At 71.9% G+C, this 14392-nt stretch carries 13 protein-coding genes; 4 read left to right on the forward strand and 9 right to left on the reverse strand.

Going from position 1 to position 14392, the window contains the following annotated elements:
- Positions 1 to 52: 52 nt before the first annotated feature.
- Positions 53 to 1243, reverse strand: a complete 1191-nt coding sequence (locus GGQ91_RS15340) for a YihY/virulence factor BrkB family protein (protein WP_043384377.1) — start codon at positions 1241 to 1243, stop codon at positions 53 to 55.
- Positions 1244 to 1356: 113 nt separating this feature from the next.
- Between GGQ91_RS15340 and GGQ91_RS15345 the strand changes: the two genes are divergently transcribed.
- The 3 genes from GGQ91_RS15345 (at position 1357) to GGQ91_RS15355 (ending at position 3411) form a co-directional block, all read left to right on the forward strand.
- Complete coding sequence (locus tag GGQ91_RS15345) at positions 1357 to 2430, forward strand: UV damage endonuclease UvsE (protein ID WP_043354434.1); 1074 nt, start codon at positions 1357 to 1359, stop codon at positions 2428 to 2430.
- 46 nt (positions 2431 to 2476) lie between these two features.
- The gene (locus GGQ91_RS15350; RefSeq protein WP_043384382.1) at positions 2477 to 3034 is read left to right on the forward strand and encodes an RBBP9/YdeN family alpha/beta hydrolase; all 558 of its coding nucleotides are present in this window, start codon (positions 2477 to 2479) and stop codon (positions 3032 to 3034) included.
- Between the two features lie 149 nt (positions 3035 to 3183).
- Positions 3184 to 3411 carry a hypothetical protein gene (locus GGQ91_RS15355; protein WP_012319110.1) on the forward strand — a complete coding sequence of 76 codons (228 nt, stop codon included), beginning with the start codon at positions 3184 to 3186 and terminating at the stop codon, positions 3409 to 3411.
- A gap of 4 nt (positions 3412 to 3415) precedes the next feature.
- Here GGQ91_RS15355 and GGQ91_RS15360 read toward each other — a convergent pair whose 3' ends face one another.
- The 8 genes from GGQ91_RS15360 to GGQ91_RS15395 form a co-directional block, all read right to left on the reverse strand.
- Entirely contained in the window at positions 3416 to 4447 is a 1032-nt protein-coding gene (locus tag GGQ91_RS15360) for a YcjF family protein (RefSeq protein WP_043757359.1), read from the reverse strand.
- 31 nt (positions 4448 to 4478) lie between these two features.
- Positions 4479 to 5924, reverse strand: coding sequence for a YcjX family protein (locus GGQ91_RS15365; RefSeq protein WP_182592314.1), 1446 nt, complete (start codon positions 5922 to 5924; stop codon positions 4479 to 4481).
- Between the two features lie 72 nt (positions 5925 to 5996).
- Positions 5997 to 7133, reverse strand: coding sequence for a hypothetical protein (locus GGQ91_RS15370; protein ID WP_182592315.1), 1137 nt, complete (start codon positions 7131 to 7133; stop codon positions 5997 to 5999).
- Positions 7134 to 7272: 139 nt separating this feature from the next.
- A complete protein-coding gene (gene hisN, locus GGQ91_RS15375; RefSeq protein WP_043384389.1) occupies positions 7273 to 8061 on the reverse strand; it encodes a histidinol-phosphatase in 789 nt (262 codons plus the stop codon).
- A 106-nt stretch (positions 8062 to 8167) separates the two neighbouring features.
- Positions 8168 to 10222, reverse strand: coding sequence for an AI-2E family transporter (locus tag GGQ91_RS15380; protein WP_182592316.1), 2055 nt, complete (start codon positions 10220 to 10222; stop codon positions 8168 to 8170).
- A gap of 114 nt (positions 10223 to 10336) precedes the next feature.
- Positions 10337 to 11791 (reverse strand): MmgE/PrpD family protein, encoded by a 1455-nt coding sequence (locus tag GGQ91_RS15385; protein ID WP_182592317.1) that lies wholly within the window; start codon positions 11789 to 11791, stop codon positions 10337 to 10339.
- Positions 11792 to 11904: 113 nt separating this feature from the next.
- Complete coding sequence (pncB, locus tag GGQ91_RS15390) at positions 11905 to 13197, reverse strand: nicotinate phosphoribosyltransferase (protein WP_043352305.1); 1293 nt, start codon at positions 13195 to 13197, stop codon at positions 11905 to 11907.
- A gap of 122 nt (positions 13198 to 13319) precedes the next feature.
- Positions 13320 to 13823 carry a pyridoxamine 5'-phosphate oxidase family protein gene (locus GGQ91_RS15395; protein ID WP_043352302.1) on the reverse strand — a complete coding sequence of 168 codons (504 nt, stop codon included), beginning with the start codon at positions 13821 to 13823 and terminating at the stop codon, positions 13320 to 13322.
- Between the two features lie 143 nt (positions 13824 to 13966).
- Between GGQ91_RS15395 and GGQ91_RS15400 the strand changes: the two genes are divergently transcribed.
- A complete protein-coding gene (locus tag GGQ91_RS15400) occupies positions 13967 to 14239 on the forward strand; it encodes a hypothetical protein (RefSeq protein ID WP_182592351.1) in 273 nt (90 codons plus the stop codon).
- The last annotated feature ends 153 nt before the right edge of the window (positions 14240 to 14392 follow it).

Genomic DNA, 14392 nt, shown 5'->3' on the forward strand with positions numbered 1-14392 from the left:
GGCAGTCCCGGAGCGTATCGCAATGCCGCGTCCGGCGCCGGCGAGGCCGCGGTCAGGCGGCCGCGCCGACGGTGTCGGCCATCCGCGCCCGGCGCAAGCCCATCGGCAGCGGCGCGCCCGTGGTGGTGTCGCGGGCGGTCTGGTGCTCCAGCTCGGCGTTGATCTCGCCGCCGAGCAGCACGATCGTCGAGGAGATCCAGATCCAGGTCATGAAGCCGATCACCGCGCCCAGCGAGCCGTAGGTCTCGTTGTAGGTGCCGAAGCTGGCGACGTACCAGGAGAACAGGAGCGAGGCGATGAGCCAGAGCAGGCCCGCGACCACGCTGCCGACCCCGACCCAGCGCCAGCGGGCATGTTCCCGGCTCGGCCCGAAGCGGTAGAGCACCGACAGGCCGCCGAGCAGGACGATCAGGATCGCCGGCCAGCGCAGGGCCGCGAGCAGCCACGCCGTCGAGCCGAGGCCCAGGAAGTTCAGCACCACCGGCACCACCACGATCACGTTGAGCGCGATGATGATGAACAGCAGAGCCCCCACCGTGAAGGTGAGGGACCGGAGGTTCAGCCAGAAGAAATTGCGCTTCTCCTCCTCCTCGTAGACCACGTTCAACGCATCGAACATCGCCTTCATGGCCGCGTTGGCGCTCCAGAGCGACAGCAGCAGGCTGGAGAAGAACGTGATGCTGAGGGATCCGCTGCCCTTGGCGGCGATGCGCTTGACCTGATCGCCGATGAGTTCGACCGCGCCGGACGGCAGGACCGCGTGAAGCTGCGCGAGGTGATCGTTGATGACGGTCACGTCGGCGAACAGGCCGTAGCAGGAGACCAGCGCGGCGATGGCGGGAAACAGCGACAGCAGCGAGTAGAAGGTCACCCCGGCGGCGACCGCCAGCACCCGGTCCTTGTTGAACTCCAGATAGACCCGGACGGCGATGTCCTTCCAGCCGGACCGCGTCATCTCGGTGGGGCTGTCGGCGGCGCGGCCCCGCTCGGCCTGCGTCGCGGCGGTGAGCTGCGCGGCACGCCCCGAGATCGAGCGCGCGCCCGCGGCCACGCCCTTCTGCAAACCCCGATCGCCGGCGGGCGGCTCGCGGTCGCTGGGCGGTTCGCTCGCGGGGGGAGCCGCCGACACGCCGCGCCGCGCCGGCGCCGCCGCGAGGGCGACCAAAGCCGAACCGAGCATCAGGATCCACAGGATCGAGCCGGTCTCGGATGGTCCGGTCGAACGCGACGGTGACGGAGGCATGTATCGGGGCCAGTGCGCGGAACTGCCGCGCTCGGGACTCCCAACGTCGTCGTGCCGTGGCCGTTCCGCGCATTTGGCGGGGACGCTGCGGCCCTCCGCGCGTTGTGCCCGTTATGCACGCTCAGCCCCGCCTCGGATTCTGCTGCAAGTTTGTCCTGGACGAGCCTCCCGGCACCCACGCCACCCTCAAGGCGGAGCGGGAGGCCACGCTGCACATGAACCTTACCAGCGTGACCATGGCCCATCTCACCAAGCTGGAGCCCGCCGCCCGGCGGGCCAAGCTCGCCGGCCTCGTCGCCCACAACCTCGCCGCGCTGGCCCGCCAGATCGCCTGGGTCGGGGCCCGACCGCCCCTGGAGCGCCTCCTGCGCATGGCGAGCAACGTCCTGCCGGGCTACACCCACCCCATCGCGCAGGCGATCTACGCCGAGCCCGAGATGGCGGCGCTGGTCGAGCGCGGCCTCGCGGAGGCCGGAGCCCTCGCACGCCGGCTCGGCGTGCGCCTGAGCTTCCATCCGGGGCCGTTCTGCCTGCTGGCGAGCCGCAACCCGGCCGCCATCGCGAACGGCCTGTCGGAACTCGACTACCACGCCGAGATCTTCGACCGGATGGGCTACGGCGGCGGCTGGCACCCGCACGGCGCCCACATCAACATCCATGTCGGCGCCGGCGACCCCGGGGTCGCGGGCTTCCGCGAGACCCTGCCCCGGGCGAGCCGGGTGGCGCGCGACCTCGTCACCGTGGAGAACGACGAGAACGTCTTCGGCCTCGACGCGGTGCTGCAACTCGCCGACATCGTGCCGGTGGTGCTCGACCTGCACCACCACTGGGTCGAGAGCGGCGGCGCATACCTCGAACCGGACGACCCCCGGATCGCCCGGGTGACGGAGTCGTGGCGCGGCGTGCGGCCCGTGGCCCATATCAGCGTGTCGCGCGAGGCGGTCTCGTCCGACTGCGATCCGGATGCCCTGCCCGACTTCCCCGCCCTGCGCGGGGCCGGTCACGCGGTCCGGGATCTCGCGGCCCATTCCGACATGATGTGGAACCGGGCGGTGAACGATCTCGTCGCCCGCCATCTCGCCTGGGCGGATTTCGAGATCGAGGCCAAGGCGAAGAACCGCGCCTCCATGCAGATCGCCCGTCACATCCAGGCGCTGGAGCAGGCCGCGCCGATCGCGGCCGAATGACGGGGCGGTCTCGACGTCTCCGCCGGTCCGCTCTAGGCAATCCGACATGAAGACCGCCGATTGCGACATCCTCATCGTCCCGGGGCTCGGAGGTTCCGAGGAAGACCATTGGCAGGCCCGCTGGGCGGGCCGCCTCGCCACGGCGCGGGTGGTGGAGCAGGACCAGTGGCACGCCCCGACGCCGGAGGCGTGGTGCGGGCGCATCGCCGAGGCGGTCGCGGCGGCGACCCGGCCGGTCATCCTGATCGCCCACAGCCTCGGCGTCGTGGCCTGCGTCGAGGCGGTGCCGCACTTCCCCGCGGGGGTGGTGCGCGGCGCCCTGCTGGTCTCCGTCCCGGACGTGGAGGAGAACCCCGACGTGCCCGCGGCGGCGCGCGTCTTCGCGCCGGTGCCGCGGGACCCCCTGCCCTTCCCGTCGCTTCTGGTCGCCAGCCGGACGGATCCCTATTGCCGCTACGACCGGGCCGACGACTTCGCCCATGCCTGGGGCTCGCTGACGGTCGATGCCGGCGAATCCGGCCATATCAACGTGGCGAGCGGGCACGGGCCGTGGCCCGAAGGGCTGATGCGGCTTGCCGGGTTTCTGAAGGGTCTGTCCGTGTGACGGACCTGAATGGCAGGACTGCACGGAACCCGCCGACGACCAGGTTCCGATCCCCGACGCGGCCACCGCATTAACGCGCTGTTTACCACCGCCCCCTTCAGTGGCGGTACGGGCGGTCCTTCGTCCCGAAGCCGCCCCTGGAGAGCACCGTGACGCGCAAAGAGCTTCTGGAACGACTCGAAGCGGTGCAGACCGCCCTCGGCCCCCGGGCCCAGAGCAACTTCAACAGCTCGCTGTTCAACGACGTGACGCTGCTCAAGCGGATCGAGGCCTTCGAGGCCAAGCTCGGCGAGCCCGAGAAGCCGAAGACCGCCGACTATACCGGCAACATGTTCTCCCGCATCGCCAACCGCCGCGCCGCCGCGGGCGCCAAGTAGCCCGCTACGATTTCGGCTCGGCCTCGGCCGAGCGCAGCAGCTCGCCGGCGACGTCGGCGAGCCGCGGCGGGGCCTCCCGCACGAAGGGCAGCGGACGGCAGACATTCAGGGCTGCGAGCCCGAACCGGGCGGTCATCAGCCCGTTGAGCACGCCCTCGCCCAGCTTGGCCGAGACCCGGGCGGCGATCCCGAGCCCCAGAACCTGCTGCATGACGCTCTCGCCCACCGCCATCCCGCCGGTGACGGTGAGATGCGCGAGCGCCGCGCGCCCCAGCCGCAGGAAGCCCAGGAAGCCCGGCCGGCCGCCGTAGATCGCCGCGATCCGGCGCAGCAGCCGCACCGCCGCGAACACCACGAAGGCCACGTCGACGATCGCCCGCGGGCTGAGCGCGGTCACCGCCGAGACCTGCTTGGCCGTCGTCGCGATGGCGTTGCGCGCCTGCCGGTCCAGCCCGGCCAGCAGCTCGTGCTCGGCGAGCCCGATCCGGTCGTCCACGTCGAGGATCGCGTCGGCGGCGGCGTCGATCCGGGCGCGGCCCGCCGACAGCGTGTCGCGGTCGGCGTAGAAGGTCGAGAGCGCCTGCACCACCGCCTGCGCGCCGGTGTGGTCGCGGGTGGCGAGGGCGTCCAGCGCCGACTGGCGCAGGCGCTCGATCTTCCGTTCGCGCCGCAGGCCGGCGAGTTCCCGGACCACGATCGCGAGCAGCGCCAGCGCGGCAAGTCCCAGAAGCGCGAGGGCCACCCAGCCGAGCCAGGGGGCGGCCTGGAACAGGTCGGCGATCATCCGCTCGACCGACAGGCCGACGCCGAGGGAGACGAGGCCGCCCACCGCCGAGAGGAACAGGGTGCCCCAGGGCGAGCGCGACCGCGGCGCCACCGGCACGGCGACGCCGTCGGCGGCATCGACGATCTCGAAGGGCTCGTCCACGATCCGGGCCTGGGGCGGCCGGGCGGCGAGCGGCGTCGTGATGACGCTCGGCTCGGCGGCCAGCTCGGGCGTGATCCGGAAGGCGCGGGGTTTCTGGCCGGAGGTCATGCTCGAAGGCTCCGCGGAGTCGCACACATCGTCACGCCAGACGGTCGCCGATCAGGAACTGCATCGCCCGGTCCAGGCGGATCTGCGGCAGGTGGCCGGGGCGGCCGAGCCCGTCGGGCCTGACCAGCGGCGGCCGGAAGCGCGGAAAGCGCAGCGAGCCCGGCTCCACCGCGCCCTCCAGCACCGCCTCGGCGTGGGCCGGCAGCTCGCCCGGGAAGATCGCGGCCTCGCTGTTGCCGTCGAAGACCTCGTCGCCCACCACCTCGCCGGCTTCCGGGGTGCCGGCCACCGCCCGCAGCGTGTCCGACCCGTCATGGACGGTGGTCTCGCGGGTGGCGCGCACGGAGGCCAGCGCCACCGTGCCCACCCGGGCGCCCGCCGCCTCCGTCCGCCGCATCGCCCGGGATACGAGAAGCCGCAGGAGGGCGTCGAGCCGGTCGTGGCTCGTCTGGTGGAGGTGGTCGGCCTTGGTGGCGGCGAACAGCACGCGGTCGGCCCGCGGCGCGAACAGCCGCGACAGCACCGTGTTGCGGCCGATGTTGAGGCTGAGCAGCACCGCGTCCAGCGCCTCCTCCAGCTCGGCCAGGGCGGTGGGGCCGGCATCGACCGCCGAGAGCACGTCCACCAGCACGATCTGCCGGTCGACCCGCTGGAAATGGTCGCGGAAGAACGGCGTCACGACCTTGGTCTTGTAGGCCTCGAAGCGCCGCTCCATCAGCCCCGCGAGGCTGTCGGGCGCGATCGCCTCGGGGAGCCGGTCGAGGGGCGCGAAGGTCAGCGCCGGGGAGCCCGCGAGGTCGCCGGGCATCAGGAAGCGGCCGGGCGGCGTCGTCGCCACCGCTTCCGGGCCGGCGCGCAGGCCCGCGAGGTAGGTCTTGAAGGCGTCGCTCGCCCGCTCGGCCGCGACCTCGTCGAGGGGGCCGTTCGGATCGAAGCCCTTCAGCGCCGCGAGCCAGGGCGCCGCCACGGCGGCGCGGCCGGGGCGGCGGGTGCCGCCGATCGTGGCCCGGGACCACGCCGTGTAGCTGGTCTCGATCAGGGCGAGGTCGAGGAGCCATTCGCCCGGGTAATCGACCACGTCGAGCATCAGGGTGGCCGGGCCGGTGCGCCAGCCGGCGGCACGCTCGTAGGCGATCTCCAGGCGGAACTGGCTGATCCGGTCGGTGGAGCGCGGCCAGCACCGCGCCTCGGTGAGCGTGGCGAAATGCTCCTCGAAGGGGAAGCGCGGCACGTCGTCGTCGGGTTGGGGCACCAGCTTGGCGCGGCGCAGGCGGCCCTCCTGCGCGGGGGCGAAGGCCGGCAGCGCGTGCGTCTCCACGAGGTGGTGGATCAGGGCCGTGGTGAAGACGGTCTTGCCCGAGCGCGCGAGCCCGGTCACGCCCAGCCGCAGGGTCGGCTGGACCAGCAGGTCGTGCGAGGCTTCGGCGAAGGCTTTGACGGCCGAGCCGGCGCGCGCGGCAAGGTCGATCAGGGGCACGGGCGGGCTCGTCGTGAGGGGAACAGGCCGGGCAGAGGTGGCGCGGCGGGGGCCGAACCGCAAGGCTTGACGCTAAGGCGTTGCACCGATGGCGGCGGGCGTGAGCGGCCTCAGCCGTGCGATCGCTCCGGCGACGAGGTCCGGGCCGGCCCGGAGCGTGCCGAGTTCCACCGCCGACATCACCTGCATCACCGGGGCCAGATTGGCGCGCGGCGTGCCGTCCGGCCCGAACAGGTCGAGGTCGTCGCCGGGCTTCAGGCCGACGCTGGCGCTGATCCGACCGGCATAGGCCTGGATCCGGACCTCGTCGCCGGTGCAGAGCGGGGCCGGCAGGCGCAGGTCGAGGACTGGCAGGCCGGCGGCGATCGCCGGCAGCAGCGCGGATTCGGCCACCATCCGCTCGGCACTCGGAACCCGGCTCGCCGTCTTCCGCTCGAGGAGCGCCGTCGGATCGGCGACGCTCCGGGCCGGCCGCGCCGGCTCGGCCGACGAGGCGATCCCGGCCGCGATGTCGGGCACCGGCTGAAGCATCGCCACGCGCGGCACGGCAGCTGGGCGGCGGGCGGGACGGCCGGCCATCCGGGCGAGGGGTGACCAGGGCTGCACCCGCAGGGCCGCTCGGCCCCGTGGCGCCCCGCCGGGGCGGTGCGCGGCGAGATAGCGGGCCCGGAGGGTCCGCCCGAGGCCCCGCGGCGCGAGGGCCGCCGAGACAGCGGGGGTCACGGCCGAGCGCCCCGGCCGCGCGGGTGCGGACGCGACGCGGCACTCCGCCGGCGCCCAGCGGCGCACGATGGCCAGCGCCGTACGCCGGCCGTAATCGCGGTAGTAGCGCCGCAGCAGGCTCGCGGCGGCATCGGCGCCGTCCTCGAGGGTGGCGAAGGCGGTGTGGCCCTCCCCGTCGGCGCCGATCTCGCCGGACCAGCGGGCGGACTTGATGCACCAGCCGTTGTTGAGCCGCACGCAGCGGGCGACGTAGGGCGGATCCTCCGCCAGCGAGGCCGTGACCGCCAGCGCCCGCGGCATCAGCCGCGCGCCGGTCTGGGCGTGCCAGTTGGAGACCGAGCGGGTGGCGGGATCGAAGCGCGGGGGCGGGCTTTCAGCCGGGGCGGAGGCCGCGGCGAGGGGCGGCAGGGCGTGCGCGAGGCCTGCCGCGCCGGCCTCGGCTCGGGGGACCAGGGTCGTCAACAGGATCAGCGCGTTCAGCAGCACGCGGATGGATCCTGTCGGCGGATCGGAGTCCCCACGCGCTCCCGCCCCCTGCACAGGGGCGCGGGAGAGCGCGTGCCTCCGACCGCGGCGCGCCCGTCCGTTTCCCCGCTCAAAGACATGGCCGTGCGCCGCCGCCGCCTCACGGGTTCAGCACCTTGAGCGCCGCCTCGTGCAGCCGCGGGTCGCCCGCCGCGATCACGCGCCCGCCGCCCGCGGCGGGACCGCCGTCCCAGGCCGTGACACGCCCCCCGGCCCCCTCGACGATCGGGATGAGGGCGACGATGTCGTAGGGCTTCAGCCCGGCCTCGACGACGAGGTCGATCTGGCCGGCGGCCAGCATGCAGTAGGCGTAGCAATCGGCGCCGTAGCGGGACATCCGCACCTGCCCCTCCAGCGACCGGAAGCGCTCGGCCTCCGCGCCCGCCGCGAACAGGCGCGGATCCGTGGTGGCCAGGATCGCCTGGGCGAGGTCCGCGCAGCGCCGTGTCCGCAGTGTCCGCTCGCCCGACGGCGCACGCAGGCGCGCGCTGCGCCCGTCCCCGGTGAAGCGCTCCGCCAGATAGGGTTGGTGCATCATTCCGCGCACCGGGACGCCGTTGCGGCTCAGCCCGATCAGCGTGCCCCAGGTCGGCAGGCCTCCGATGAAGGCCCGGGTGCCGTCGATCGGGTCGAGGACCCAGACGCATTCGGCGTCGGTGCGCTCCGAGCCGAATTCCTCGCCGAGGATGCCGTGGCCCGGAAAGGTCTGGCCGATCATCGCCCGGAGCACGACCTCGGCGGCCCGGTCGGCCTCGGTGACCGGGTCGAACGGCGCTCCGCCGCGGGCCTTGTCGTCGAGGCCGAACTGGGCGCGGAAGAAAGGCAGGATCGCCTTGCCGGACGCGTCCGCGAGGTCGTCCATGAACCGTCCGAGTTCGACGACGCTCATCCGTTCCGTTCCCTGCTGTGCCCGAAGGCCGCCCGACCGACTGCCCGATCGACTGCCCGATCCCGACGAAACCGGGGCGCCCCCCCGCCCGTCAAGCCCCCCGGGCTCATGCGTCGGCCGAGGCCGGCAGACGCGGCGCCCCGCGTTCCGGGTCCGGGGCGCCGTCCGGCGCCGCGCCGGGTCCGGCTGCACCGGTGGCGTCCGCCTGCGCCAGGACCGCCTCGACGGCCTCGCGCAGCGACCCCACCTGCCCATCGGCCTCCGCGGCGCCCCCCGGTCCGCCGGCGAGGCGGCTCGCCCCGTCATCCTGGGCGAGCCACAGGCCGAGCAGGATCGGCACCCCGGGCAACCGACCCTTCAGCCGGCGGATCAGCCGGCGCAGATGGGTCGGCTCGCCGTCGAGGGCGAGGGAGACCACGCAGACCATGCGCGCCGTCCCCGGATCGAATCGCCCGATCCGCGCGGAAGCCGTCTCGGCGAAGGGGATCGTGCGGACGCCGAGGCCGCGCTTCTCCAGGATCTGTGCGAGGATCGCAGCCGCGGCCTCGTCCAGGAAGCCGCGGCCCGCGACGCACAGGACCGCGCCCGCGCGGGTCCAGTCCTCGGAGAGCGCCTCTGGGGTCGGACCCATCGGCAGCGCGCTGCAGGCGCCCTCCTCCCCGTCGCCGGACGCGGCCGCGACGGCGTCGCTCCGGTCGGAGAGGTCGGCGATCAGCTCGGCGAGGGCCGCGCGCATCGCCGCCTTCTGCTGGGCGGTCAGCACCCCCCGGGCCGCGTCCTGGGCGGCGAGTTCGAGGGCCTTGAGCACCACGTCGTCGTAATAGGACGAGAGCGAGCATTGCTGCAGGATCAGCTCGGCATGGCCCAGCACCTCCTCGGCATCGCCCGCCAGGACCCGCTGATAGAAATTCTGGACGGGGGTCAGGGCCGGCCGGTCGCCGAACAGCACGTCCAGGAATTCCAGACGCTCCACGTAGCGGCCGAGCACGACGAGGCAGACGGTGAGCGGCGTCGAGAGCAGCAGGCCGACCGGTCCCCACAGCCAGGTCCAGAACAGCGCCGAGACCAGGACCGCGAAGGGTGAGAGCCCGGTGGATTGCCCGTAGACGATCGGCTCGAAGACCTGGCCGGTGAGCGGCTCCAGCACGACGAACAGGATCGCCACGGCGATCATCATGTTCCAGCCGGGATCGACCGCGGCGGCGAGCGCCATCGGCAGGAGGGCCGACAGGACGGCCCCCAGATACGGCACGAAGCGCATCAGGGCCGCGAAGATCGCCCAGAGCACCGGATTCGGCACGCCGATCACGTAGAGGCCGATGCCGATCACGATCCCGAAGGCGGCGTTGAGGGCGAGCTGCACCACGAAGTAGCGGCTGAGCCGCTTGGCGGCGTCGTCGATCGCCACGGTGGTCCGGTGCAGGTCGCTCGATCCCGCCAGCCGGATCATGCGGTCGCGCAGATCCTCGCGCTGCATCAGCACGAACAGCAGCACCACGAAGACGATGCCGACCGTCGCCAGCGGATGCATCACCGGCGAGAGCACGGTGGACAGCATCTCGATCGGGCCCGGCGGGCTCGCGGCGACCTCGACCAGGACGGGTTTCGGCGCGGCCTGGGGCTGCTCGGGACCCGGCGGCGTCGGGGGCGGTGTCGGCGGCGCGGGCGGCTGCGCCTCCGGGTTGTTCACCTCCTTGGCGCCGCCATGGAGCGCCCGCCCGATATTGGCGACGTATTCCGTGGCGTGTCCGACGGGCGAGTCGCGCAGCCCGTTGATCTTGCGCTCGATGGTGGCCCGGTAGCGCGGGACGTCGCCCGCGAGATCCGCCGCCTGGATGCCGATCAGGGTCGCCAGGGCGGCCACGATGCCCAGGGTCAGACCGACGCTGACGCCGACCGCCACCAGCCGGGGCAGCCGCAGCCGCCGCAGGCGGTTCACCAGCGGGGTGAGCACGAACGACAGGAGCAACGCGATCGCGATGGGGATGAAGATCTCGCGACCGAAATACAGGGCCGCGATGATGGTCGCCCCGACAACCACGGGCGACGCCATGGAGGCCCGCGGCGTCTCGGCCGCGGCGACGCGGGTCGGCCGCGGCGGAAGCAGAGGCGCCCTGGACCGGGCTGCCGGTTCGACCCCGACCGGGGTTTTGGTACCCATACGCTGTTCCGCATCCCGTACGCGACGTGCGGGCCTCCGCCGGGAGCAACGGAAGCCACGCGCACGGGGAACGGCACGGGGGCTGAAAATGATCCCGCGGGCTGCGCCGGCCGTCTACGCCCCCGACACGCCGGCCCGCGCCACGTCGCCCGCATCCTTCAGTTCGGGCAGCGACCGGCACAGCTGCATCACCCGCTTGGCCTGCGCCTCCGGGAGAATTCCGGCGGCGAGATCGGCGAACTTCGCGTCCAGCTGCGCATCGGACATCGGCTTCTCGACGCTGCCGATGGCATGCTCGATGTACCGGTGGACGGTCCGCCCGTCGTTCAGCGTCACGGTCATGTCGACCTGCGCGGGCTCGATGCCGGGGGTGATCACCGGGACCACCTTCTGGCGCAGCGCCACCACGCGCGGATCGTTCACCGCCCGGTCGCTGAACTGCTTCTCGCCGCCCGCGCCCTCCACGAAGGCCACCGCCGCCGCGTGGTAGATGCTGAACTTGCCCTCCAGGCCTGTCTTCGGCGCGGTCTTGCCGGTCAGCTCCAGCACCAGCGGATGGACCTTCAGGTCGACGCGCTTGATGTCCTCCGGCCGGACGTGGTCGGCGTCGCGGATCTGGATCGCCGCGTCGATCGTCGGGTGCATGACGATGCCGCAGGCGAAGGGCTTGTAGGTGTTCAGCTGCGCCTCGTAGCGGCTGCCGAGGCCGTCGGTGATCTCCGACCAGTCCTGCTTGGTGGAGATCGTGTTCGCCCAGCCGCGCTTGGCCTCGATCATCCCGTCCGACGAGGTGAAGCCTTTCGCCGCCAGGATCGCGGCGAACAGGCCGTTGGAGGCTGCCCGGCCCGGGTTGAAGCTCTTGTTCATCGAGCCGAACGATTCGCGCAGGCCCACGGGCTGCGAGGCGGCGAGCCCCAGCGCGTAGACCATCTGCTGCTCGGTGAGGCCCATCAGTTTCCCGGCGGCCGCCGCGGCGCCGAACGGCCCGCAGGTGCCGGTGATGTGCCAGCCCGCATCGTAATGGTTCGGGTAGACGGCATTGCCGATCCGGCACTCGGTCTCGATCCCGACCACGAGGGCGTCGAGGAAGGCCTTGCCGGTGACCGGCTTCATCTCCGCATAGGCCAGGATCGCCGAGGCGACCGGGCCGGCGGGGTGGATGATCGTCTTCAGGTGGGTGTCGTCGAAGTCGAAGATGTGGCTCGACACGCCGTTGAGGAAGGCGGCGTTCAGGATGTCGAACCGCTCGGTCCGGCCGAACAGCCCGGCCTGGGGCGGACCCGAGAAGGGCTGCAGCGCCGAGACCGCCACGTCCACGGTCTCATGGTGCGAGCCGCCGATCGCCACCCCCACCCAGTTGAGGACGCTGCGCACGCTCTCGCGGCGGACCGGATCGGGCAGCGTGTCGTAGGACGACCCCAGGATCCATTGGGCGAGGATCTTCGTGACGTGCGGCGGCGGCGTCTTGGCGGCGGGCTTTGCCGCCTCGGCGGCCTCTCCGGCCTGCAGCGCGGGCGTCGCGAGGGCGAGCCCCGCGGCCCCGATGAGCGAGCGGCGATTCATCGACATGGCGTTCTCCCAGGCAGGGCCGCTCCCGGCGGCTCCGGTTGGTCGACATGATAATGAATTCGATTGTGTCCGGTCAGCCGGGGCGTTTCATCGCGCCCGGTCTGACACCGCTGTCAGACCAGGACCGGCAGCGCCTCCTGCTCGCCCACGCCGAAGACCCGCCGGTAGCGGGCGACCTCGTCGGCCGGGCCCTGCGCCTTGGTGGGATTGTCGGAGAGTTTCACGGTGGGTCGGCCCTTCGCCTCCGTGACCTTGCAGACGATGGAGACCGGATCGAGCTTGCCGTCCGGCAGGAGGCCGCGGAAATCGTTGGTGAGCAGCGTGCCCCAGCCGTAGCCGATGCGCATGCGCCCGTGGAACCGGGCGTGGATGCGCTCGATCTCGTCGATGTCGAGCCCGTCGGAGAAGATCGCGAGCTTGTCCCGCGGATCGTGCCCGCGCGCCTGCCAGAACCGGATCACCTCCTCGCCGCCCTCGATCGGATCCTTCGAATCGATGCGGATGCCGGTCCAGTCGCTGACCCAGTCGGGAGCATTGGCCAGGAATCCGGTGGTCCCGTAGGTGTCGGGCAGGATCACCAGCAGGTTGCCGCCGTAATCCTCCTGCCAGTCGGCCAGCACCGCGTAGGGCGCGGCGGCGAGCGCCCCGTCGTCCTCGGCGAGGGCGGCGTAGACCATCGGCAACTCGTGGGCGTTGGTGCCCACCGGCTCGACCTCCTGCCGCGCGGCGATCAGGCAGTTCGAGGTGCCGAGGAACGCGCCGCCCAAGCCCTCGGCCATGGCCTGCACGCACCAGTCCTGCCAGAGGAAGCCGTGGCGGCGGCGCGTGCCGAAATCCGCCACCGACAGGTCCGGCAGCTTCTGAAGCCGCTCGATCTTCTCCCAGACCCGGGTCATGGCCCGGGCGTAGAGCACCTGAAGGTCGAGCTTGCCGAGGCCCCGCAGCACGGCGCGCGCCCGCAGCTCGTTGAGGATCGCGAGCGCCGGGACCTCCCACATCGTGGTCTCGATCCAGGGACCGTGGAAGGTCAGCTCGTACTGGCCGTCATGGACGGCGAGCTCGTAGTCGGGGAGCCGGAAGGTCTCGAACCACGCCACGAATTCCGGCCCGAGGATGCGCCCCTGGCCGCGGAACACGTTGCCGCGCAGCCAGGTGATCTCGCTCTTGCTCAGCCGCAACGTCCGGGCATGATCGAGCTGTTCGCGCAGCAGGCCGGCATCGACCTCGTCGGCGATGCGGATGCGCCGCGTGCGGTTGGTGATGCCGAAGGTGGTCTCGATCGCGGGGTGCCGGCGCAGGATCGTCTGCGCCATCAGCAGCTTGTAGAAATCGGTGTCGAGCAGCGACCGCACGATCGGGTCGATGCGGAAACTGTGATCGTAGACCCGCTTCGCCAGATCGAGCATTCTTTTCGCACTCTGCCGCGCTTCGATGGCGCAGAGCGCATGCCGAGCCCGCGCCCGTCAAGAAGACGGGCGGCCTCCTCCCGGAAACCGCCCGTGCGAACGCCTGTCCTGAAGACCGATCCTCAGGCGAGGTCGACCTTCTTGGTCTCGGTCTTGGGGCTCTCGCCGGTGAGGGAGGCCTTCACGTAGCCGTAGAGGTGCAGCATCGTGCTGTTGGGGCTGTCCCAGTACTCGCCCTTCTCCGGATGGACGCGGATCAGCGCCACCTCGGGATCATTCTTGCCGTTGGGGAACCACGTCTTCAGGCTCTCATTCCACTTGGCGTCGATGATCGCCTGATCGCGGACGATCTCGGCCTTGCCGGCCACCGAGACGTAGTTCTGGCTCGACGGGTCAGAATAGGCGAGGTTGATCTGGTTGTCGCGGCTGATCTCCGTCGTCTTGGGCGAGTGCAGCTTGGTGAAGAACCACAGGTCGCCGTTCTCGTCGGCATCGTTGTTCCACATCGGGCGGCTGTTGAGCGTGCCGTCGGAATCGACGGTGGTCATCATGGCGATCTTCACGTCCTTGATGAGCTCGAACAGCTTCTTCGCGCCTTCGTGGTCGCGGTGGTTGCCCTGATGCATGAAAATGGTCTCCTACGCGTCGTGTCGGTCCCGGCGGGCCTCTCCGAGAGGGGGGCCGCCGAAGGCTGCCCCGACAACGGATCAATCTCCCGTTGGTTCAGCTTGCCCGTGCGGTGACGGAGGTTCGGATGAAACGCGTTCGGATGATCGTCCGTGCGGCGGTGCCGCTGGTGCTGGTCACCCTCGGCCTCAGCCTGCGGCCGGCCGCGGCCGAGGTGCGCTTCGGCCCGGGCGTGCGCATCGGCGGGCATGACTTCTCGCACCGGCGCTATGGCAGCGTCCATATCGAGCGCGTGAAGCGCCTGCGTGGCCCCCTCGGCTGCCGCCGCCTGCGTCACGGCGTCTACCGGCGCGGCGACGGGACCGTGGTGCGCGGACCCATGGAAGACTGTAACCTCATCGTTCGACCGCGATGACCGAAGACGACCGAAGACGACCGCGGAGCGGCGCGGGGCCGATCAGGCCGGGACGGGCGTCGGGACGCAGGCGATCGGGCCGGTCGTCGATTGAGGACGCGGGGTCTGGTGTTCTCGGCCCGCTCGGTTACATGCACGGGCATACTTGTTTGC

It is taken from the genome of Methylobacterium fujisawaense, from assembly GCF_014138435.1.
In the GTDB taxonomy this organism is placed as follows: domain Bacteria; phylum Pseudomonadota; class Alphaproteobacteria; order Rhizobiales; family Beijerinckiaceae; genus Methylobacterium; species Methylobacterium fujisawaense.

What these genes read in the sequence shown, in the direction of transcription:
- GGQ91_RS15340 (WP_043384377.1), bottom strand. Translation starts at nt 1,243, where the DNA reads ATGCCTCCGTCACCGTCGCGTTCGACCGGACCATCCGAGACCGGCTCG.
- GGQ91_RS15345 (WP_043354434.1), top strand. Translation starts at nt 1,357, where the DNA reads ATGCACGCTCAGCCCCGCCTCGGATTCTGCTGCAAGTTTGTCCTGGAC.
- GGQ91_RS15350 (WP_043384382.1), top strand. Translation starts at nt 2,477, where the DNA reads ATGAAGACCGCCGATTGCGACATCCTCATCGTCCCGGGGCTCGGAGGT.
- GGQ91_RS15360 (WP_043757359.1), bottom strand. Translation starts at nt 4,447, where the DNA reads ATGACCTCCGGCCAGAAACCCCGCGCCTTCCGGATCACGCCCGAGCTG.
- hisN (WP_043384389.1), bottom strand. Translation starts at nt 8,061, where the DNA reads ATGAGCGTCGTCGAACTCGGACGGTTCATGGACGACCTCGCGGACGCG.
- GGQ91_RS15380 (WP_182592316.1), bottom strand. Translation starts at nt 10,222, where the DNA reads ATGGGTACCAAAACCCCGGTCGGGGTCGAACCGGCAGCCCGGTCCAGG.
- GGQ91_RS15385 (WP_182592317.1), bottom strand. Translation starts at nt 11,791, where the DNA reads ATGTCGATGAATCGCCGCTCGCTCATCGGGGCCGCGGGGCTCGCCCTC.
- pncB (WP_043352305.1), bottom strand. Translation starts at nt 13,197, where the DNA reads ATGCTCGATCTGGCGAAGCGGGTCTACGATCACAGTTTCCGCATCGAC.
- GGQ91_RS15395 (WP_043352302.1), bottom strand. Translation starts at nt 13,823, where the DNA reads ATGCATCAGGGCAACCACCGCGACCACGAAGGCGCGAAGAAGCTGTTC.
- GGQ91_RS15400 (WP_182592351.1), top strand. Translation starts at nt 13,967, where the DNA reads ATGATCGTCCGTGCGGCGGTGCCGCTGGTGCTGGTCACCCTCGGCCTC.